Here is a 16,012-nt window from a genome sequence, read left to right on the forward strand (position 1 = left end):
GACACAGACTCCTAGAGGCCGGACTCGGACGTACGCACCAGGATGCGGCGGCAGTTCTCGCACCGCACCACCGTGTCCGGCGCGGCGGCACGGATCTCGTTGATGTCGGTGATCGCGAGCTCCTGGCGGCAGCCCTGGCAGGTCCGCTGGTACAGCTTCGCCGCACCGATACCGCCCTGCTGCGCGCGCAGCTTGTCGTAGAGCTTGAGGAGGTCCTCGGGGATCGTGCCCGCGATGACCTCGCGCTCCTTGGTGGCCGTGGCGACCTCGCCGTCGATGCCCTCGAAGGCGGCCTCGCGGCGGGCGGTCGCGTCGTCGATCTTGCCCTGGACCGCGCCGACCCGCTCGGTCAGCTCGGCGACCCGCTCCTGGGCGGACTCACGGCGCTCCATGACCTCCAGGACGATGTCCTCCAGGTCGCCCTGGCGCTTGGCGAGGGAGGTGATCTCGCGCTGGAGGTTCTCCAGGTCCTTCGGGGAGGTGACCGCGCCGGAGTCCAGGCGCTGCTGGTCGCGGGCGGCGCGCTGACGCACCTGGTCCACGTCCTGCTCGGCCTTGGTCTGCTCGCGGGCGGTGTCGCTCTCCTCGGTCTGCGCGGCGACGAGGAGGTCGCGCAGCTGGACGTGGTCCTTGGTCAGCGACTCGATCTCGGCGTGCTCGGGCAGCGACTTCCGCTTGTGCGCGAGCTGCTGGAGGCGGACGTCGAGGGCCTGGACGTCGAGGAGACGGATCTGGTCGGCGGGCGCGGCGTTCAGTTGGGGGCTCCCAGTGAGTCGGTGGTGGTGTTGGACGCCGCGTGGGCCGTCCAGGGGTCGGTGACCGTCTTGGAGACGTGGACGCGAAGGCCCCATCCGTTGCGGTCGGAGATCTCGTCGAGCTGGGTCGCCGCCAGCTCGCACCAGGGCCATTCGGTGGCCCAGTGCGCCGCGTCGAGCAGCGCGAGGGGGCTGTGGGCGACGGCCTCGGAGGCCGGGTGGTGGCGGAGGTCCGCGGTGAGGAAGGCGTCGACGCCGGCGGCGCGTACGACGTCGAAGAGGCTGTCGCCGGAGCCGCCGCTGACGGCGATCGTGCGGATGACCGACTCCGGGTCGCCTGCCACGCGGATGCCCTGCGCGGTGGCGGGGAGGCGCTCGGCGGCCTTCGCCGCGAGTTCGCGCAGCGGCAGGGGGTGGTCCAGCTCGCAGATCCGGCCGAGGCCCCGCCGACCGCTCGGATCGGTCGGGTCCGGCACGAGCGGTCGTACGACCCTGAGGTCCAGCGCGCCGGCCAGCGCGTCGCTCACGCCCGGATCCGCCGTGTCCGCGTTGGTGTGGGCCACGTGCAGGGCGATGTCGTTCTTGATGAGGGTGTGGACGACACGGCCCTTGAAGTGGGTCGCCGCGACCGTCGTCGTACCGCGGAGGTAGAGGGGGTGGTGGGTGACCAGCAGGTCGGCGCCCAGCTTCACCGCCTCGTCGACGATCTCCTGGACCGGGTCGACGGCGAACAGGACCCGGGTGACCTCCTGGTCGGGGTCGCCCACGACGGTGCCGACCGCGTCCCAGGACTCGGCCCGCTCGGCGGGCCACAGGTTCTCCAGCGCGGCGATGACTTCGGACAGACGGGGCACAGACAGAGCGGACACGGGAAAAGGCTACCTGGCTGTTCTGTGCCGTTGTACCGGTGCGGGCGCCGCTCGCCCCGTACAGCACAATCGCCCCGGTTTCCTCAGGCGAATCGTTCCTCGGCCACCCCTTTGTGTGAAGCGGACGGCGGCCCGTCCCCCGTCTGTGCGTGCGAAAACTAGCTTCGTGGCCGGAGGTGACCGAGGGATGACAGCCTGTGCGATCGAGCCCACGGCGGCGGACGAGGACGGTACGCCGCAGGCCGGCTGCACGATCACCGCGGACGGCGGGTACGCCGCCCGCCTCACGCGCGACGGCGACTCCTGGTTCCCGGAGCGCTGGACGCTGGACGGCCCCGAGCCGTACGCGGTGCCGCTGCCCGGCAACCAGCCGGAGGAGCCCGGCACCGAGGTCCAGCCGATGGCCGACGGACGGGTCCTGATCAGGCGGTTCACGGACGGGCGGCACAACTTCTCGCTGCTCTACCCGACCGGCCCCGGCACCGGCGAGCTGCCGCTCGGGGCGGTCGAGTGCCCCGAGGAGGGCACCCGGCTGTGGCTGCTGCCGCCCGCGCCGGGGGGCGAGAAGGCGTACGCCCTCGCCGTGGGCCGGCACTCGACGGCGGTGTGGCTGGTGGCGGGGGGCGCCTTCGGCCCGGAGCATCTCGCGGAGATCCCGGGGCGCTGCTCGGGCGGGGTGTGGCTGGACCGGACCGGGCGGATGCTGGCGCTCGACCGGGAGGTCGGGGGGTGCGTCAAGGCGATCGTGGTCGACCTGGAGCGGGGTGGCGAGGTCTCGCCGCTGCTTCAGATCGCCGCCGGGAGCGACGACCGGCTGCTGCTCGCCGACCCGGACAGCGGGCTGCTGCTGATCCGCTCGGACGCGCCCGGCGAGGAGCGGCTGGGGTGGGGGGTGCTGGGGAGCACGTTGCCGGTGCGGTTCCCGGAGAGCCTCCGGATGCCGGAGTGCGTGGTGACGCCGTTCGCGATCCAGCCGGGGCAGGTGCTGATGCCGGAGAGCTGCGCGGTGGCGCTGCGGATCGACGGGCCGGTCGGCAGCTGGGTCGGGCTGTGGCGGCCGGCCGAGCGGCGGGTGCACCATCTCGCGGCGCCGATGGGGTGGTTGGCGGGCGCCGGGCTGTGGACGCGGGAGGGGGTGCTGCGACTGCCGTACGCCACGGACGAAGTGCCGTGCGGGGTGGCGGAGTTGACGGTGCCCACGGGGGAAGCGGGGGAAGCGGGGGAAGCGGGGAATCCAAGGGGAGCGGAGGGCTCGGGGGAAACGGGGAGCTCGGGGGATGCGGGGCGCGGGGGAAGGTCGGGGGACACGGGCCCGGAGGATCCGGTCCGGGACGGGACGGTCGACGAGTCGGCGCCGGGGAGGCCGCCGGGCTCGGACGGGCCGTCGGGAACGGATCCTCCGGGGCCTGGCGTGACGCGACCCGTGCCGCTGGGGAAGGCGCCGTTGGAGGCACTCGGGAAGACGCCCGTCAAGGACCTCGGGAAAGCGCCGTTGGGTGGTCTTGTAACGAACTAGTGCCGGTTGGCGTGGCCGCCTGGATTCGACCCGTGGTGGGCCGGTTAAACTCGCCCGGCTGTTAGAAAGATCATGTTGACGGGGTGAGTTCTTCCGATGAGCGACGCAAGCACGATCCAGCCGCCGCGCACCGATGTCCACGAGTCTGCCGGACACGGCAGGCACCGGGGTTCGGTCTCGGCCCACGACGGTGACACGGCCCCTCGCGGGCGTCACCGCAAGCCGGTCGAGGAGACCGAGACGGCGGCCTGAGAACGCAGGACAAACGTAGGACAACGCAGGACACGCGCAGGACACACGCAGGACAAGGGGCCCCGTTCACCTTGACGGTGAACGGGGCCTACTCCCTTTTCATCCCCAGCACTTCGGCCGCCGCGAAGGTCTCCCCCGGCGGCCGTCCCGCGTAGTGCGGGGTGAGCAGCGCGTCCAGTTCGTCGTACGTGAAGGTCTCCTGCTTGCTGTCGAACTTGGCCTGCACCCTGGGTCGTTCGACGACGGCGACCATCCCTCCGTGTACAACGAGCAGCTGCCCGTTGACGCGCCCGGCGGCCGGTGACGCCAAGTAGCCGACGAGCGGGGCGACATGCTCGGGAGCGAGGGGGTCGAGCCCGGCGTCGGGTGGCTCGAAGCCGGCGAAGACGTCCTCGGTCATCCGGGTGCGGGCGCGGGGGCAGATGGCGTTGGCCGTGACGCCGTACTTGGCGAGGGCGAGGGCCGTGGAGGTGGTGAGCCCGACGATCCCGCCTTTCGCGGCGGCGTAGTTGGGCTGTCCGGCCGAGCCCGCGAGGAACGCCTCGGACGAGGTGTTCACGATCCGCCCGTACACCGGCCCGCCGACCGCCTTGGACCGCTCCCGCCAGTGCGCGGCGGCGAACCGGGTCGTGTTGAAGTGCCCCTTGAGGTGGACCCGGATCACCGCGTCCCACTCCTGCTCGGACATGGAAAAGACCATACGGTCGCGCAGGATGCCCGCGTTGTTGACGAGGATGTCGAGCTTGCCGAACTCCTCGACCGCCAACTCGACGAGTCGCGCGGCCTGTTGGAAGTCGGCCACGTCCCCGGTGTGCGCGAGCGCCTTGCCGCCCGCCGCGCGGATCTCGGCGGCGACCTCCTCGGCGGGGCCCGCGGAGGCCTCGCCGGAGCCGTCCCGGCCGGGCTGCCCGTAGTCGTTGACGACGACGGCCGCGCCGAGCCGGGCGAGTTCAAGCGCCTCCACCCGGCCGAGTCCACGTCCGGCGCCGGTGACGATCGCGGAGAGTCCCTCAAGTGGCAGTGACATACGTGGAGTTCCCCTCTTCCTCTCTCCCCTGCCCTCTCAGATCTCGATGCAGGTACGGAGCGAGGTGCCGGTCCGCATCTGGTCCAGGGCCTCGTTGATGTCGGCCAGCGGGACCCGGTGGGTGATCAGGCCCTCCAGGTCGACGCGGCCGGCCCGCCACAGGGCGATGGTCCGCTCGTAGGAGTTCAGGACGTCTCCGCCGCCGTACATGGACGGCAGGATCCGCTTCTCGTCGAAGAACAGCTCGAACATGTTGAGTTGGAGGTGGTCGTCCATGGCGCCCGCGCCGACCACGACGAGGGTGCCGCCGCGCCGGGTGTTGTCGTACGCCGTGCGGGCGGTGGCCGACTTGCCGACGACCTCGAAGACGTAGTCGAAGCCCTCGCCGGCGGTGACCTGTTGCTTGGCGTCGGCGAGTTCGTCGGGCGAAACGGCCTTGGTCGCCCCGAACTTGAGCGCGGACTCACGGCGGGAGGCCACCGGGTCGACGGCCACGATCTCCGCCGCCCCCTTGAGCCGGGCGCCCTGGATCGCGGAGATGCCGACGCCTCCGCAGCCGATGACGGCGACGGACGAACCGGCCGTGACATCAGCGGTGTTGAGGGCGGCGCCGAGTCCGGTGGTGACGCCGCAGCCGATCAGGGCGGCGATGTCGAAGGGCACGTCGTCGGGGATCGGCACCGCGCAGCCGGCGTCGACGACGACCTCCTCGGTGAAGGTGCCGGTGCCGGCCATGCCGAAGACATCGCCGCCGGGGCGCTTGAAGTTGGGGGTGCCGGCGTTCATGAACCCGGCCAGACACAGCTCGGTCTGCCCGCGCTTGCAGGCGGGACAGGCACCGCAGGCGGGCAGCCAGCAGACGACGACCCGGTCCCCGGCCTTCAAGTTACTGACGCCTTCCCCGACTTCGAGGATCTCGCCCGCGCCCTCGTGCCCGGGGACGAACGGGGCCGGCTGCGGCAGCACGCCGCTCATCGCGGACAGGTCCGAGTGACACAGCCCCGCGGCCCGCACCCGTATCCTCACCCGTCCGGGGCCGAACCCCACGGCCTCGACATCGTCGTGGACCTCCAGCTTGTCCTGGCCGATCTCGTGCAGTACGGCTGCGCGCATGGTGCGGCTCCCCTCAGACAGCCTCAACGGCGGGTGGAATTACGTGTGTTCGACGACGGTGTCGGCGAGGACGGGCGCGTCGCCCCGCTCGACGGCGCTCACGGCGACGCGGGTGGACTCCGGTGTGTGCCACATCCGGACGCGCAGCGTCTCCCCCGGGTACACGACCCCGGCGAACCGGGTGGCGTACGACCGCACCCGCGTCACATCCCCGCCCAGCAGCGTGTCGACGACCGCCTTGAGCGTGATGCCGTAGGTGCACAGCCCGTGCAGGATGGGCCGCTCGAACCCGGCGACCTTGGCGAACTCGGGGTCGGCGTGCAGCGGGTTCCAGTCCCCGGAGAGCCGGTAGAGCAGCGCCTGGTCCTCGCGGACGGCCCGCTCGACGACCCGGTCGGGCGCACCGGAGGGCGGGTCGAGCCGTCCGGACGGTCCCCGGTCACCACCCCACCCGCCCTCTCCCCGTACGAAGATCTGGGCGTCGTTGGTCCACAACGGGCCCTCGGCGTCGGCGACTTCGGTGCGCATGACCAGTACGGCCGCCTTGCCCTTGTCGTAGACGGCGGCGATCCGGCCGGTGGCGGTCGCGGTGCCGGTCGCCGGGATGGGGCGGTGCACCTGGAGGTGCTGGCCGCCGTGCAGGACCTTGGCGAGATCGACCTCGATACCCGGCATGGACAGTCCGCTGATCACTCCGGGCGAGCCGGAGCCGGCGACGGTGGCGAAGCTCGGCAGGACGTGGAGACGGGACTCCAGGGTGTAGCGCAGTTCGTCGGGGTCCGTGGCGGGGATGCCGGCGCCGATCCCGAGGTGGTACAGCTGCACGTCCTTGGAGTTCCAGGCGATCTGGCCCGTACGGGGTTCGGCGGCCACGGCCTTGGCGGCGTCGATGGGCATGGGGCTCCTGGGCTCGCTCGTCGGATCGGAGACCTCGGTGCGGCCGTCCGCACCGTCGGCCGCACCGAGGTCGTTCAGGGGGCCGTGCGGGAGGCGTTCGGGGTGGGGCTCGTTCTAGAACGCGTTCCAGTACGGCGCCCCCTGTATAGCCCAGCTCCCGACAGTTGTGAAGACTGCTGACGGCATGTCAGATACAGCGAGCGGTACCGCGGCCGGTGACATTTGTACTGCCGGTTTCCCTACAAGTGACTCTGCCGCGCAGGTGGATGGATTCGTAGGTTGGAGCCATGACACAGGGGAACGCACGCAGGGACCGCCGGTCGGAGTCGCAGTGCTGCGCGACCGGCACGGCAAAGGAAAAGAAGAAGGAACTGAAGAAGGAACTGGAGGAGGAACTGGAGAACCCGGGCCCGCCGCCCACCGGCTTCACCCTCCTGCCCTGGCTGCTGCTGGGGATGGGCGCGTTCTCCAACCTCTTCCAGGCCGGCACCGCACACCCGTGGCTGGGCGGCCTGGGCGTGCTCACCTTCAACTCCCTCTACATCTACGTGGTCTTCCGCGCCTTCGTGAAGCAGACCCGCGAGGCCCCCTCGACCCGGGTGGCCCTGCTCCTGATGGCCCTGGTCACCTGCGCCCTCGCCCTCGCCTACGGCGGCAGCTGGCTGTACTTCTTCCCGCTGCTCGGCCTGGCGACGGGCGCGGTGGCCCGGGGCCCGTGGCTCGGCCGGGCAGCCCTCGCCCTGACGGCGGTCGCGACAACCGTCTCCGTCATCCGGGACGGCTGGGGCGCGGTGAGCATCGCGTACGCCACCTTCCTGTCCACGATGGTGACCGCCGCGATCCTCTCCCTCTCCGAGGCGGTACGAGAACTGCGCGCCGCCCGCGAGGAGTTGGCCCACCGAGCGGTCGAGCAGGAACGCCTCCGCTTCTCCCGCGACCTCCACGACCTCCTCGGCCACACCCTCTCCGTGATCGTGGTGAAGTCCGAGGCGGCGAGGCGGCTGGCCCCGCGCGACCTCGACTCCGCCCTCGCCCAGATCACCGACATCGAGTCCGTCGGCCGCCAGGCCCTGACCGAGATCCGCGAGGCGGTGACGGGCTACCGCGACGGCAGCCTCAGTACCGAGCTCGACCGAGCCCGCTCGGCACTGGAGGCCGCGGGCATCGAGCCCGTCGTACGACTCACAGGCCCCCCGCTCGCCGCCCATACGGAAACCCTGCTGAGCTGGGTGGTGCGGGAGGCGGTGACCAACGCGGTACGGCACAGCGGGGCGCGGCGGTGCGAGATCTCGGTCGAGGGGACGGGGGAGCGGGTGCGGCTGAGGGTTGAGGATGACGGGCGGGGGGTCTTGGAGGGGGAGGGCGTGGAGGACGTGGGGGGCGTGGGGGGCAGCACGCCTGGGACGCCCGGTACCGGTTTGAGAGGCCTGACGGAACGTCTCGCGGCGGCGGGCGGCCACTTGGAGGCTGGACCGGCGGCGCGGTCGGGCTTCGCGGTGACGGCGGAGCTCCCGGTTGAGGAGGCGGCGCGGGTGGAGGCGGGGGTGGAGGCGGGGGTGTCGTGACCCGGGGTGCGGAGGCCCGGGAGCCGGGACCTAGGCACCGGGGTTCGGGAGGTAAGTGATTGGCAGATCTGTCCCACAGACGGCAAGGAAAAGCCCAGGTGGGACACACCGAGCCACGGAACAGATCTGCCAATCACCGACTCAGAAGTCAGAAGTGGGTGGCGATGCCGAAGACGCGGCGGAGTTGGGCCATGTCGTGGCGGTCTCGGGGCGTGGGGGTGTAGCCCTGGTGGAAGTGGACCTGTTGTTCGGCGGAGAGGCATGGCACAGGCGTGTCGGCGATCGTGCCGGTGACGAAGCACGAGGCCGGGTAGTGGAATGGGCTGTCCGGCTCGAAGGAGGCCTGCGTCGCGGAGCCGTCCGTGGCGAAGACGAGCGGGTGGAGGTCGAGGTCGATCCCGGGTCCGCCGTCCGGCGCCGTCATCACGAACCGGACGGGCCGCTGGTCGAGACTCTCCACGAACCCGGCCTCGGCGAGCGCGGCGACGAGGGCGGGCTCCTGCTCCCGCCGGTGCATGAGGTCGAGGTCCCGATGCTCCCGGGTCTGCTCCCCGACGAGGGCGTCGATCCCCCACCCGCCGCCGACCCAGACCTCGGCACCGGCCCGCCGCAGCAGGGCGAGTACGGACAACACGTCGTCGGCTGTCATCACTTGGGGCAACCTACCTGCACAGCCCACCGGAACGGCACCGCACAGAGCGCGCGCACCCGACCTCCGCGCCCTACCCTTGGCCCGTGAACGAGATGCCCCGAGACCACCGGCCCGCGAAGTCCATCAGGGTTCTGCTCGCCGAGGACCAGGGGATGATGCGGGGCGCGCTCGCGCTGCTGCTCGGGATGGAGCCGGACATCGAGGTGGTCGCCCAGGTGGGCGCCGGCGACAAGATCGTGGACGCGGCGCTGACCCACCGTCCGGACGTCGCGCTCCTCGACATCGAACTGCCCGGCAAGAGCGGCCTCGACGCCGCCGCCGAACTCCGCGACCAGTCCCCCGACTGCCGCGTCCTGATCCTCACGACCTTCGGCCGCCCCGGCTACCTCCGCCGCGCGATGGAAGCCGGAGCCGTCGGCTTCCTGGTGAAGGACGGCCCGGTCGAAGACCTCGCCTCCTCGATCCGCCGAGCCCTGACCGGCGAGACGGTCATCGACCCCGCCCTCGCGGCCGCCGCCCTCAGCGCTGGCCCCAACCCACTGACGGCCCGCGAGTGCGAGGTCCTGAGCGCCTCGGCGGACGGCGCGACCGTCGCCGACATCGCGGACGCCCTCCACCTGTCCGAGTCCACGGTCCGCAACTACCTCTCCGCCGCCATCGGCAAGACAGGCACCCGCAACCGCACGGAGGCACTGCGGGAGGCTCGCCAGCAGGGGTGGCTGTAGCCCCGGAGACATGGCACCTCACGGTGCCGGACAAGCGGCGCCGGGCAAGCGGCCTCTCAGCCCCCCCCTCACTAGCCCCGCCTGAACAACCCCGCCCACAAGAACCCCTCCCCGAACCGCTCCGCCCCCTCCGGCTCGTCCCGCATCCTTCGCAGCTCCACCTCCGTCAGGTCAGAGAAGATCCACCGCAGCGACTCGGCCGAATAGGCCAGCCCGCCCTCCAGCCGCTCACGCCGGTAGAACTCCACGTCGGACAGCTCCGAGCCCATGCCGCCGGCGGCGAAGCAGGCGAGGGCGAAGTGGCCGCCGGGGGCGAGGAGTTGGTCCAGGAGGTGGAGATAGCTGATCCGGCGGTGTGGGGGCAGGTGGTGGAAGCAGCCGGAGTCGTAGATGAGGTCGTACGGCCCTGTCAGCACCGTGCCGGCGAGCGCGAAGGCGTCCCCGCAGTGGAACCGGGGGCCCTCCCCCTCCCCCTCGCCCACCCCCACCTCTCTCGCCCTCTCCTCCGCCCACGCGACCGCCTTCGGCGAAAGGTCCACCCCGTCCACCTCGAAGCCGCGCGAGGCCAGGTACAGCGAGTTGCGCCCCGGTCCGCAGCCCAGGTCCAGGGCGCGCCCACCGCCCGGCGGCAGCAGCCCCCGGTCGACGTACGCCACCAGGTTCTCGTCCGGCTTCGCCACGAAGAACGGCACCGGTCTGGAGCGGTCCGCGTAGAAGCCGTCCCACCAGTCGGCGCCCCGGTCCGTCCAGCGGTCGGCGTCCGGTGCGAACAGGCCGTCCAGGAGGCGGAGTACGTCCTCTGTCGTGCGGATGTGGCGGTCCATCGGCAGTCCCCCTTCGCAGTCCCGAGAGCCTAGGCCCCGCACGGATGGAAGCCCAGGTCAGTCGAGTAGAGGCGCCTCTGGGCGACGCCGTGTCCGGCTGTGTGCGGGACCCGGACGGCAGCCCGGGGCGCCTCACATCGGGGGCGGGGTGAAACAGCCGCGGTGCCCGTGCCGAGGTCCCTCAACCGGCCCGTAGCGGCTACGCGGACGCCCCTGTTTCATGCGGCTGCACCACAGAACCCCCAACCCCCATCACCCACCGGCGCTCGTCACCTCCACCGCCTTGTACTCCGTCCCCTTCGGCGCCATGCACACGAACCAGTCCACCGGTGAACCCTCCGCCGGGCGGATCGCCAGCTCATCGGTGCTGGTCTCTGTCCCCTCCGGGACCCGGTCGATCTCGGTCGTCGTGCCGTTCTTCCAGGTGCAGGTGACCGTTTGGGCTTCGTGGCTCACCTGGCCGATGACCAGGCGGTTCGGGTTTCCGCCGGCGGGCTTGGAGGGGTTGCCCTTGGTGGGGAGGTCGGCGGGGATGGCGGCGGCCTCGAGGTCGGTGCCGTTGGTGGTGTCGCCCTTCATGAAGTCGTCGCCGATGACCGCCGTGCCCACGTCTCCGACGACGTAGCGCACGAGGTAGGAGCTCTTGCCGATCAGTTGGGTGGCCTTGGTCACGCCCGTGGGGACGTCGCCGGACTCGCCCATCGCTTCGAGCTGGCCCCCGGCCTGGGTCTCGGTCTTGGGGGCCGCCCAGGTGTCGATGAGGACCTTCCACTCCTTGCCGTTCTCCGTGCCGCTCGCGATCTCTGTGCGCATGGGCGCGAACAGGCCCTCGGTCGTCGTCGGGGCGGAGGGCGTCGCCATCGGCGCCACCGTGCTGTCCCCGCCCGGCAGTCCCGCCACCGCGAGCGTCGCCGAGGAGGCGGCGAGCGCGAGGGCCGTGGCCGCGGTGACCGCCCAGCGGCGGGCCTTGCGGCGGCGGCCGCCCTGGAGCACCGTCTGGTAGGGGGCTATACCGATCTCGACCTCGTCCGCGGCTCCGGCCAGCAGGCGGGTGATGTCGCCGTCGTTCGTCATGTCGTGGTTCGTCTCCCGGTCCGCGCTCATCACTTCCGACCTCCCTGCGCCACCTGCGCCACCTGCGCTGCCTGTGCCGCCGGTGCTGCCTGAGCCTCCGGCGCCGCCTGTGCCGCCTGCCCGGCCTCTGATACGTGCGTCGCCTGCGCCGCCGGTGTCCCCCGCGCCGCCGTCCGCGTCTCCATCCCCGCCAACCCCGGTATGGCCCGGAGCTTCGCGATCCCCTTCGCCGCGTTGCTCTTCACCGAGCCGACGGAGCAGCCCATCGCCTCGGCGGTCTGTGTCTCGGTGAGGTCCTCCCAGTAGCGGAGGACGACTGCCTCGCGCTGCCGCGGTGGCAGCTGGGCCAGTGCCTTGAGCAGGGCGTTGCGGTCCTCGGCCTGGGCGATGCGGTCGCCGGTGTCGGCGATCTCGTGCACGAGGCCGGAGTCGTCCTTGGGCGCCAGGAACTCCCGGAGCCGTTTGCGGTGTTTTCTCGCGTGCGCGTTGATCATCACGCGCCGTACATACGCCTCCGGGTCGTCGGCCGAGCCGACTCTGCGCCAGGCCACGTAGGCCCGTTCCAGTGTCGACTGGACCAGGTCCTCCGCGGCGTGCTGCTCCCCCGTGAGGAGAAATGCCGTCTTCATCAGCCGCGGCCAGCGGCCGATGACAAAGCTCTGGAACTCCTCGTCCCGAGCGAGCTTCCGTTCCCCCATGGGCACCTCCTAGATGTCTAAAGGAGTCCATGAGCCCCTCGGACCGTTGCCTCCCTCCCGAGAACTCCCAGAACTCCCAGGACTCCCAGGACTCCCAGAACTCTCTCCCAAGAAAAGGTCAAGGATTCATTAGCTGCCCGAAGCATCGGAATAGTTGCCCAGGCACACGGGTTCCATCCCCACGTACCCCCTTGCACCCCCCTTTTCCCTCAGGCCGGGAGGCCCCACTCCATGACGCACACGTCGACCGACCAACCCACCCGCAGAGCGAGCGGCGCGGTCGTCCCGGTCCTCGCCTTCGCGGGCATCGTCGTCGCGGTGATGCAGACCCTGCTCGTCCCGGTCATCAAGGACCTCCCGCAGCTCCTCGACACCGCGCCCAGCAACGCCACCTGGGTCCTCACCTCCACGCTTCTCTCCGGCGCCGTCGCCACCCCGATCATGGGCCGCCTCGGTGACCTGTACGGCAAGCGCCGGATGCTGATCGCGAGCCTCGCGGTGATGGTGGTCGGCGCCCTGGTCAGCGCGCTCACCAGCGACCTGCTCCTGATGATCGCGGGCCGTACCCTCCAGGGCTTCGCCATGGGTGCGATCCCCCTCGGTATCGGCCTGATGCGCGACATGCTGCCCCGCGAGAAGCTCGGCTCGGCGATGGCCCTGATGAGCTCCTCGATCGGCGTCGGCGGCGGCCTCGCCCTCCCGCTCGCCGCCCTGATCGCCCAGCACGCCGACTGGCACGCCCTCTTCTACGGCGCCGCCGGCCTCGGTGCCCTCTCGATCGTCCTCACCCTCCTCGTCGTACCGGAATCCCCGATGCGCGCCGAGGGCTCCTTCGACGTACTCGGCGCCCTCGGCCTCTCCACCGGCCTGGTCCTCTTCCTCCTGCCGATCACCAAGGGCAGCGACTGGGGCTGGACCTCGGGCACCACGCTCGGCCTGTTCGCCGCCTCGGCCGTCGTGCTCCTCCTCTGGGGCGTCTTCGAACTCCGCACCAAGGCCCCCCTCGTCGACCTGCGCACCACGGCCCGCCCGGCGGTCCTCTTCACCAACCTCGCGTCGATCATGGTGGGGGTCTCGTTCTACGTCGTGTCCCTCGTCCTCCCCCAGCTCCTCCAGCTCCCGACGGCCACCGGCTACGGCCTCGGCCAGTCCATGGTCGTCGCCGGTCTGCTGGTCGCCCCGCTGGGCCTGACGATGATGTTCACGGCGCCCGTCTACGCCCGCCTCTCGGCGAAGTACGGCCCCAAGTTCACCCTCATCCTCGGCATGCTGATCATCGCCATCGGCTACGGCGCCGGCCTCGGCCTGATGAGCGCCGCCTGGCAGAGCCTGGTCATCGCGGTCGTCCTCGGCGCGGGCATCGGCCTCGCCTACTCCTCGCTCCCCGCGCTGATCGTCGGCGCGGTCCCGGCCTCGGAGACGGGTGCGGCGAACGGCCTCAACACGCTGATGCGGTCCATCGGTACGTCGGTGTCGAGCGCCGTCATCGGCATGGTGCTGGCCAACACCGCGAACACCGTGAACGGCGTCGAGATCCCGACCATGCACGGCTTCCGCGTCTCCTTCCTCATCGCGACCGGCGCCGTGGCGATCGGCCTCCTGATGGCCCTGTTCCTGCCGAAGCCGAACCGCGCGCCCCAACTGCGCGCGAGCAGCGAGGAGGAGGAGAACCTGGCCCGCGCCGAGGAGGCCCTGCGCGGCTTCCGCGGCCGGGTCCTGGACGCCGAGGGCTCGCCCGTCGCCCGCGCCAAGGTCACGCTGATCGACCGCCGCGGCCGCCAGGCCGGGGCCACGCTCTCGGCGGAGGACGGCAGTTACGCCCTCGCGGTACCGGCTCAGGGCGCGTACGTCCTCGCCGCCCGCGCCACCGGCCACGGCCCGCTCGCCTCCTCCGCGACCCACGCGGGCGACGAGAGCGCGGTCGACCTGGACCTGGCGCTGCCCGGCGAGACGACGGTCACCGCCTGAGGCAGAGCGAGCACGTGCACCACACCCCCGTCGCCCAGGTGACGGGGGTGTGGTGCACCATGGGGCGCCCACACTCTCGTACGACCGGAAGGCCCCCGCTCATGACCGCGGCCCCCAAGCCCGAGATCCTCGCCGCCTTCGAGGCCGCGAAGGGGTTCATGCCGGTGAACGAGGGGCTCGCCCTGTACGCGGCGGCCGTCGACGCGGGGCGGCTCGGCCTCCCCCTCCTCGAAGTCGGCACGTACTGCGGCCGCTCCGCGATCCTGCTCGCCGACGCGGCCCGCGCGGCCGGGGTGACAGCTCTCACCGTCGACCATCACCGGGGCAGCGAGGAGCAGCAGCCCGGCTGGGAGTACCACGACCCGGAGACGGTCGACGCCGAGATCGGCCTGATGGACACGCTGCCGACGTTCCGCCGGACCCTGCACAAGGCGGGCCTGGAGGAGCACGTCGTCGCGCTCGTCGGCCGTTCCCCGCAGGTGGCGAAGGTATGGGGCGCCCCCCTCGGCCTCGTCTTCATCGACGGCGGCCACACGGACGAGCACGCGACCGCCGACTACGAGGGCTGGGCGCCGCATGTCGCGGAGGGCGGGCTGCTGCTCATCCACGACGTGCACCCGGACCCGAAGGACGAGTTCACCGGCCAGGCGCCGTACCGGATCTATCTGCGGGCGCTGGAGTCGGGAGCGTTCACGGAGGTCTCGGTGACCGACACTCTGCGTGTGCTGCGGCGGGTGGGTGCGGGGATCTGAGGCGCTTCAGGCCTCAGGGCTTCACGTTGATGTCGATGTCGACCGGGGTCTGGATGACATTCCCCGTACCGACGCCCGGCTGACCGTACACGTAGTCGACGGCACAGGCGTCTTCCGGCGGGGTGCAGGGGAACGAGGCGGCCTGGGCCGTGGGGGCGCCCAGCAGGACCGCCCCGGTGACGGCGACGGTGGAGAGGACGCTCGCTATCACTCGCATATGTGATCTCATGGGCGATTCTCGGCATACCGCCCAGCCGCGAGCGACGCCGGTGTGCCGTTCGGATGAAATGACCCGCCCGGCCGCACCCACCCCGCCTTGCCTGTGACCCGCCGCTAGGGTGGCAGGCGTGTCGTACGTAGGCCCGGACTTTGATCCTCCCCAGCCCCGCCGCCCCAGGCGCCGTCCCCTCACCGTGGCGGTCGCCGCGCTCGTGCCGGGCGCGTTGCTCGGGTGGCTGGTGTATGCGGCGGTGGGCGGATCCGGTGGAGGTTCCGAGGAGGCCGTGGGGACGCCGACGGCAAGCACGTCATCGAGCGCGCCGACCACGAACTCCACGTCGTCCGGCGCCCCTGCCACCGACGACGCGAAGCCGAGCCCCACCCCCACGACCTCCGCCCCCGCCGCCTCCGGTCCCCTCAAGGGCAAGGTCGTCGTCATCGACCCGGGCCACAACCCGAACAACTTCCAGCACACGGCCGACATCAACAAGAAGGTGAACATCGGCACGGGCTGGAAGGAGTGCGACACCACCGGCACCTCCACCAACTCCGGTTACACCGAGGCCAAGTTCACCCTCGACGTCGCCCACCGTCTGCGCACCCTCCTCGAACAGCAGGGCGCCACGGTGAAGTTGACCCAGGACGGCGACCGGACCTACGGCCCCTGCATCGACGAGCGCGCCAAGATCGGCAACAAGGCGCACGCGGACGCCGTCGTCTCCATCCACGCGGACGGCGCCGGCGCCGGCCAACGCGGCTTCCACGTCATCCTCCCCGGCAAGGTCAAGGCGGGCGCCGCGAACACCGGCCCGATCGTCACCTCCTCCGCCGACCTCGGCGAGCGAATCGCGGGCAACTTCGTCCGCGTCACGGGCAGCGCCCCCTCCAACTACGTCGGCGACGGCACCGGACTCGTCACACGTAAGGACCTCGGCGGTCTCAATCTGTCAACGGTTCCCAAGGTGTTCATCGAGTGCGGCAACATGCGCGATAGCAAGGACGCGGCACTGTTGACGAGCGGTGCCTGGCGGCAGAAGGCGGCTCGGGGGATCTCTGAAGGAATCGTGAGTTTCCTGCGCGGCTGACTGTCATGGGGCTGATCTCTG

Annotated in this window: 16 protein-coding genes and 1 pseudogene; 7 read left to right on the forward strand and 10 right to left on the reverse strand. The window is 71.3% G+C overall.

All coding sequences use genetic code 11. From position 1 onward, the window contains the following. Positions 1-11 precede the first annotated feature (11 nt). Complete coding sequence (locus tag ABZ928_RS50535; protein ID WP_361536170.1) at positions 12-755, reverse strand: C4-type zinc ribbon domain-containing protein; 744 nt, start codon at positions 753-755, stop codon at positions 12-14. Continuing rightward, positions 752-1,609 (reverse strand): Nif3-like dinuclear metal center hexameric protein, encoded by an 858-nt coding sequence (locus tag ABZ928_RS50540; RefSeq protein WP_361536172.1) that lies wholly within the window; start codon positions 1,607-1,609, stop codon positions 752-754. Before ABZ928_RS50540 ends, ABZ928_RS50535 begins: the two co-directional genes overlap by 4 nt. 202 nt (positions 1,610-1,811) lie before the next feature. On the opposite strand from ABZ928_RS50540, the gene ABZ928_RS50545 reads away from it, so the two are divergent. Together ABZ928_RS50545 and ABZ928_RS50550 are read left to right on the forward strand one after the other, a co-directional pair. Continuing rightward, positions 1,812-3,140, forward strand: a complete 1,329-nt coding sequence (locus ABZ928_RS50545) for a hypothetical protein (protein WP_361536064.1) — start codon at positions 1,812-1,814, stop codon at positions 3,138-3,140. A gap of 96 nt (positions 3,141-3,236) precedes the next feature. Continuing rightward, positions 3,237-3,392 carry a hypothetical protein gene (locus tag ABZ928_RS50550; RefSeq protein WP_361536066.1) on the forward strand — a complete coding sequence of 52 codons (156 nt, stop codon included), beginning with the start codon at positions 3,237-3,239 and terminating at the stop codon, positions 3,390-3,392. A gap of 88 nt (positions 3,393-3,480) precedes the next feature. Here ABZ928_RS50550 and ABZ928_RS50555 read toward each other — a convergent pair whose 3' ends face one another. From ABZ928_RS50555 to ABZ928_RS50565, 3 genes are read right to left on the reverse strand one after another with little or no spacing between them, the layout of a single operon-like run. Further along, positions 3,481-4,419: a 3-oxoacyl-ACP reductase gene (locus tag ABZ928_RS50555; protein ID WP_361536068.1), complete on the reverse strand. Its 939-nt coding sequence runs from the start codon at positions 4,417-4,419 to the stop codon at positions 3,481-3,483. A gap of 36 nt (positions 4,420-4,455) precedes the next feature. Continuing rightward, on the reverse strand, positions 4,456-5,532 hold the full coding sequence (locus ABZ928_RS50560; protein WP_361536070.1) for a Zn-dependent alcohol dehydrogenase: 1,077 nt from the start codon (positions 5,530-5,532) through the stop codon (positions 4,456-4,458). A gap of 39 nt (positions 5,533-5,571) precedes the next feature. Continuing rightward, on the reverse strand, positions 5,572-6,429 hold the full coding sequence (locus ABZ928_RS50565) for a MaoC/PaaZ C-terminal domain-containing protein (RefSeq protein WP_361536072.1): 858 nt from the start codon (positions 6,427-6,429) through the stop codon (positions 5,572-5,574). A gap of 287 nt (positions 6,430-6,716) precedes the next feature. Here ABZ928_RS50565 and ABZ928_RS50570 point away from each other — a divergent pair, with 287 nt between their 5' ends. After that, positions 6,717-7,994, forward strand: a complete 1,278-nt coding sequence (locus ABZ928_RS50570; protein ID WP_361536074.1) for a sensor histidine kinase — start codon at positions 6,717-6,719, stop codon at positions 7,992-7,994. 148 nt (positions 7,995-8,142) lie between these two features. Here the strand turns inward: ABZ928_RS50570 and ABZ928_RS50575 are convergent, their stop codons facing one another. Then, on the reverse strand, positions 8,143-8,643 hold the full coding sequence (locus ABZ928_RS50575; RefSeq protein WP_361536076.1) for an amino acid transporter: 501 nt from the start codon (positions 8,641-8,643) through the stop codon (positions 8,143-8,145). A gap of 95 nt (positions 8,644-8,738) precedes the next feature. On the opposite strand from ABZ928_RS50575, the gene ABZ928_RS50580 reads away from it, so the two are divergent. Further along, complete coding sequence (locus ABZ928_RS50580; RefSeq protein WP_361536174.1) at positions 8,739-9,371, forward strand: response regulator transcription factor; 633 nt, start codon at positions 8,739-8,741, stop codon at positions 9,369-9,371. 71 nt (positions 9,372-9,442) lie between these two features. On the opposite strand, the gene ABZ928_RS50585 is transcribed toward ABZ928_RS50580, so the two are convergent. From ABZ928_RS50585 to ABZ928_RS50595, 3 genes and pseudogenes are all read right to left on the reverse strand, one after another. After that, positions 9,443-10,195, reverse strand: a complete 753-nt coding sequence (locus tag ABZ928_RS50585; RefSeq protein ID WP_361536078.1) for a class I SAM-dependent methyltransferase — start codon at positions 10,193-10,195, stop codon at positions 9,443-9,445. Between the two features lie 252 nt (positions 10,196-10,447). Beyond that, positions 10,448-11,299, reverse strand: coding sequence for a hypothetical protein (locus ABZ928_RS50590; RefSeq protein ID WP_361536080.1), 852 nt, complete (start codon positions 11,297-11,299; stop codon positions 10,448-10,450). Positions 11,300-11,457: 158 nt separating this feature from the next. Beyond that, a pseudogene (locus ABZ928_RS50595) lies at positions 11,458-11,967 on the reverse strand (SigE family RNA polymerase sigma factor); the annotation flags it as partial. 231 nt (positions 11,968-12,198) lie between these two features. Here ABZ928_RS50595 and ABZ928_RS50600 point away from each other — a divergent pair. Next, on the forward strand, positions 12,199-13,935 hold the full coding sequence (locus tag ABZ928_RS50600) for an MFS transporter (RefSeq protein ID WP_361536082.1): 1,737 nt from the start codon (positions 12,199-12,201) through the stop codon (positions 13,933-13,935). A 101-nt stretch (positions 13,936-14,036) separates the two neighbouring features. Continuing rightward, the gene (locus tag ABZ928_RS50605) at positions 14,037-14,687 is read left to right on the forward strand and encodes a class I SAM-dependent methyltransferase (RefSeq protein WP_361536084.1); all 651 of its coding nucleotides are present in this window, start codon (positions 14,037-14,039) and stop codon (positions 14,685-14,687) included. A gap of 13 nt (positions 14,688-14,700) precedes the next feature. Here ABZ928_RS50605 and ABZ928_RS50610 read toward each other — a convergent pair whose 3' ends face one another. Further along, positions 14,701-14,904 (reverse strand): chaplin family protein, encoded by a 204-nt coding sequence (locus ABZ928_RS50610; protein WP_361536086.1) that lies wholly within the window; start codon positions 14,902-14,904, stop codon positions 14,701-14,703. Positions 14,905-15,034: 130 nt separating this feature from the next. Between ABZ928_RS50610 and ABZ928_RS50615 the strand changes: the two genes are divergently transcribed. Then, entirely contained in the window at positions 15,035-15,991 is a 957-nt protein-coding gene (locus ABZ928_RS50615; protein ID WP_361536088.1) for an N-acetylmuramoyl-L-alanine amidase, read from the forward strand. Positions 15,992-16,012 lie beyond the last annotated feature (21 nt).

The sequence above is a fragment of the Streptomyces sp. NPDC046909 genome (assembly GCF_040644695.1).
Taxonomy (GTDB): Bacteria; Actinomycetota; Actinomycetes; order Streptomycetales; family Streptomycetaceae; genus Streptomyces.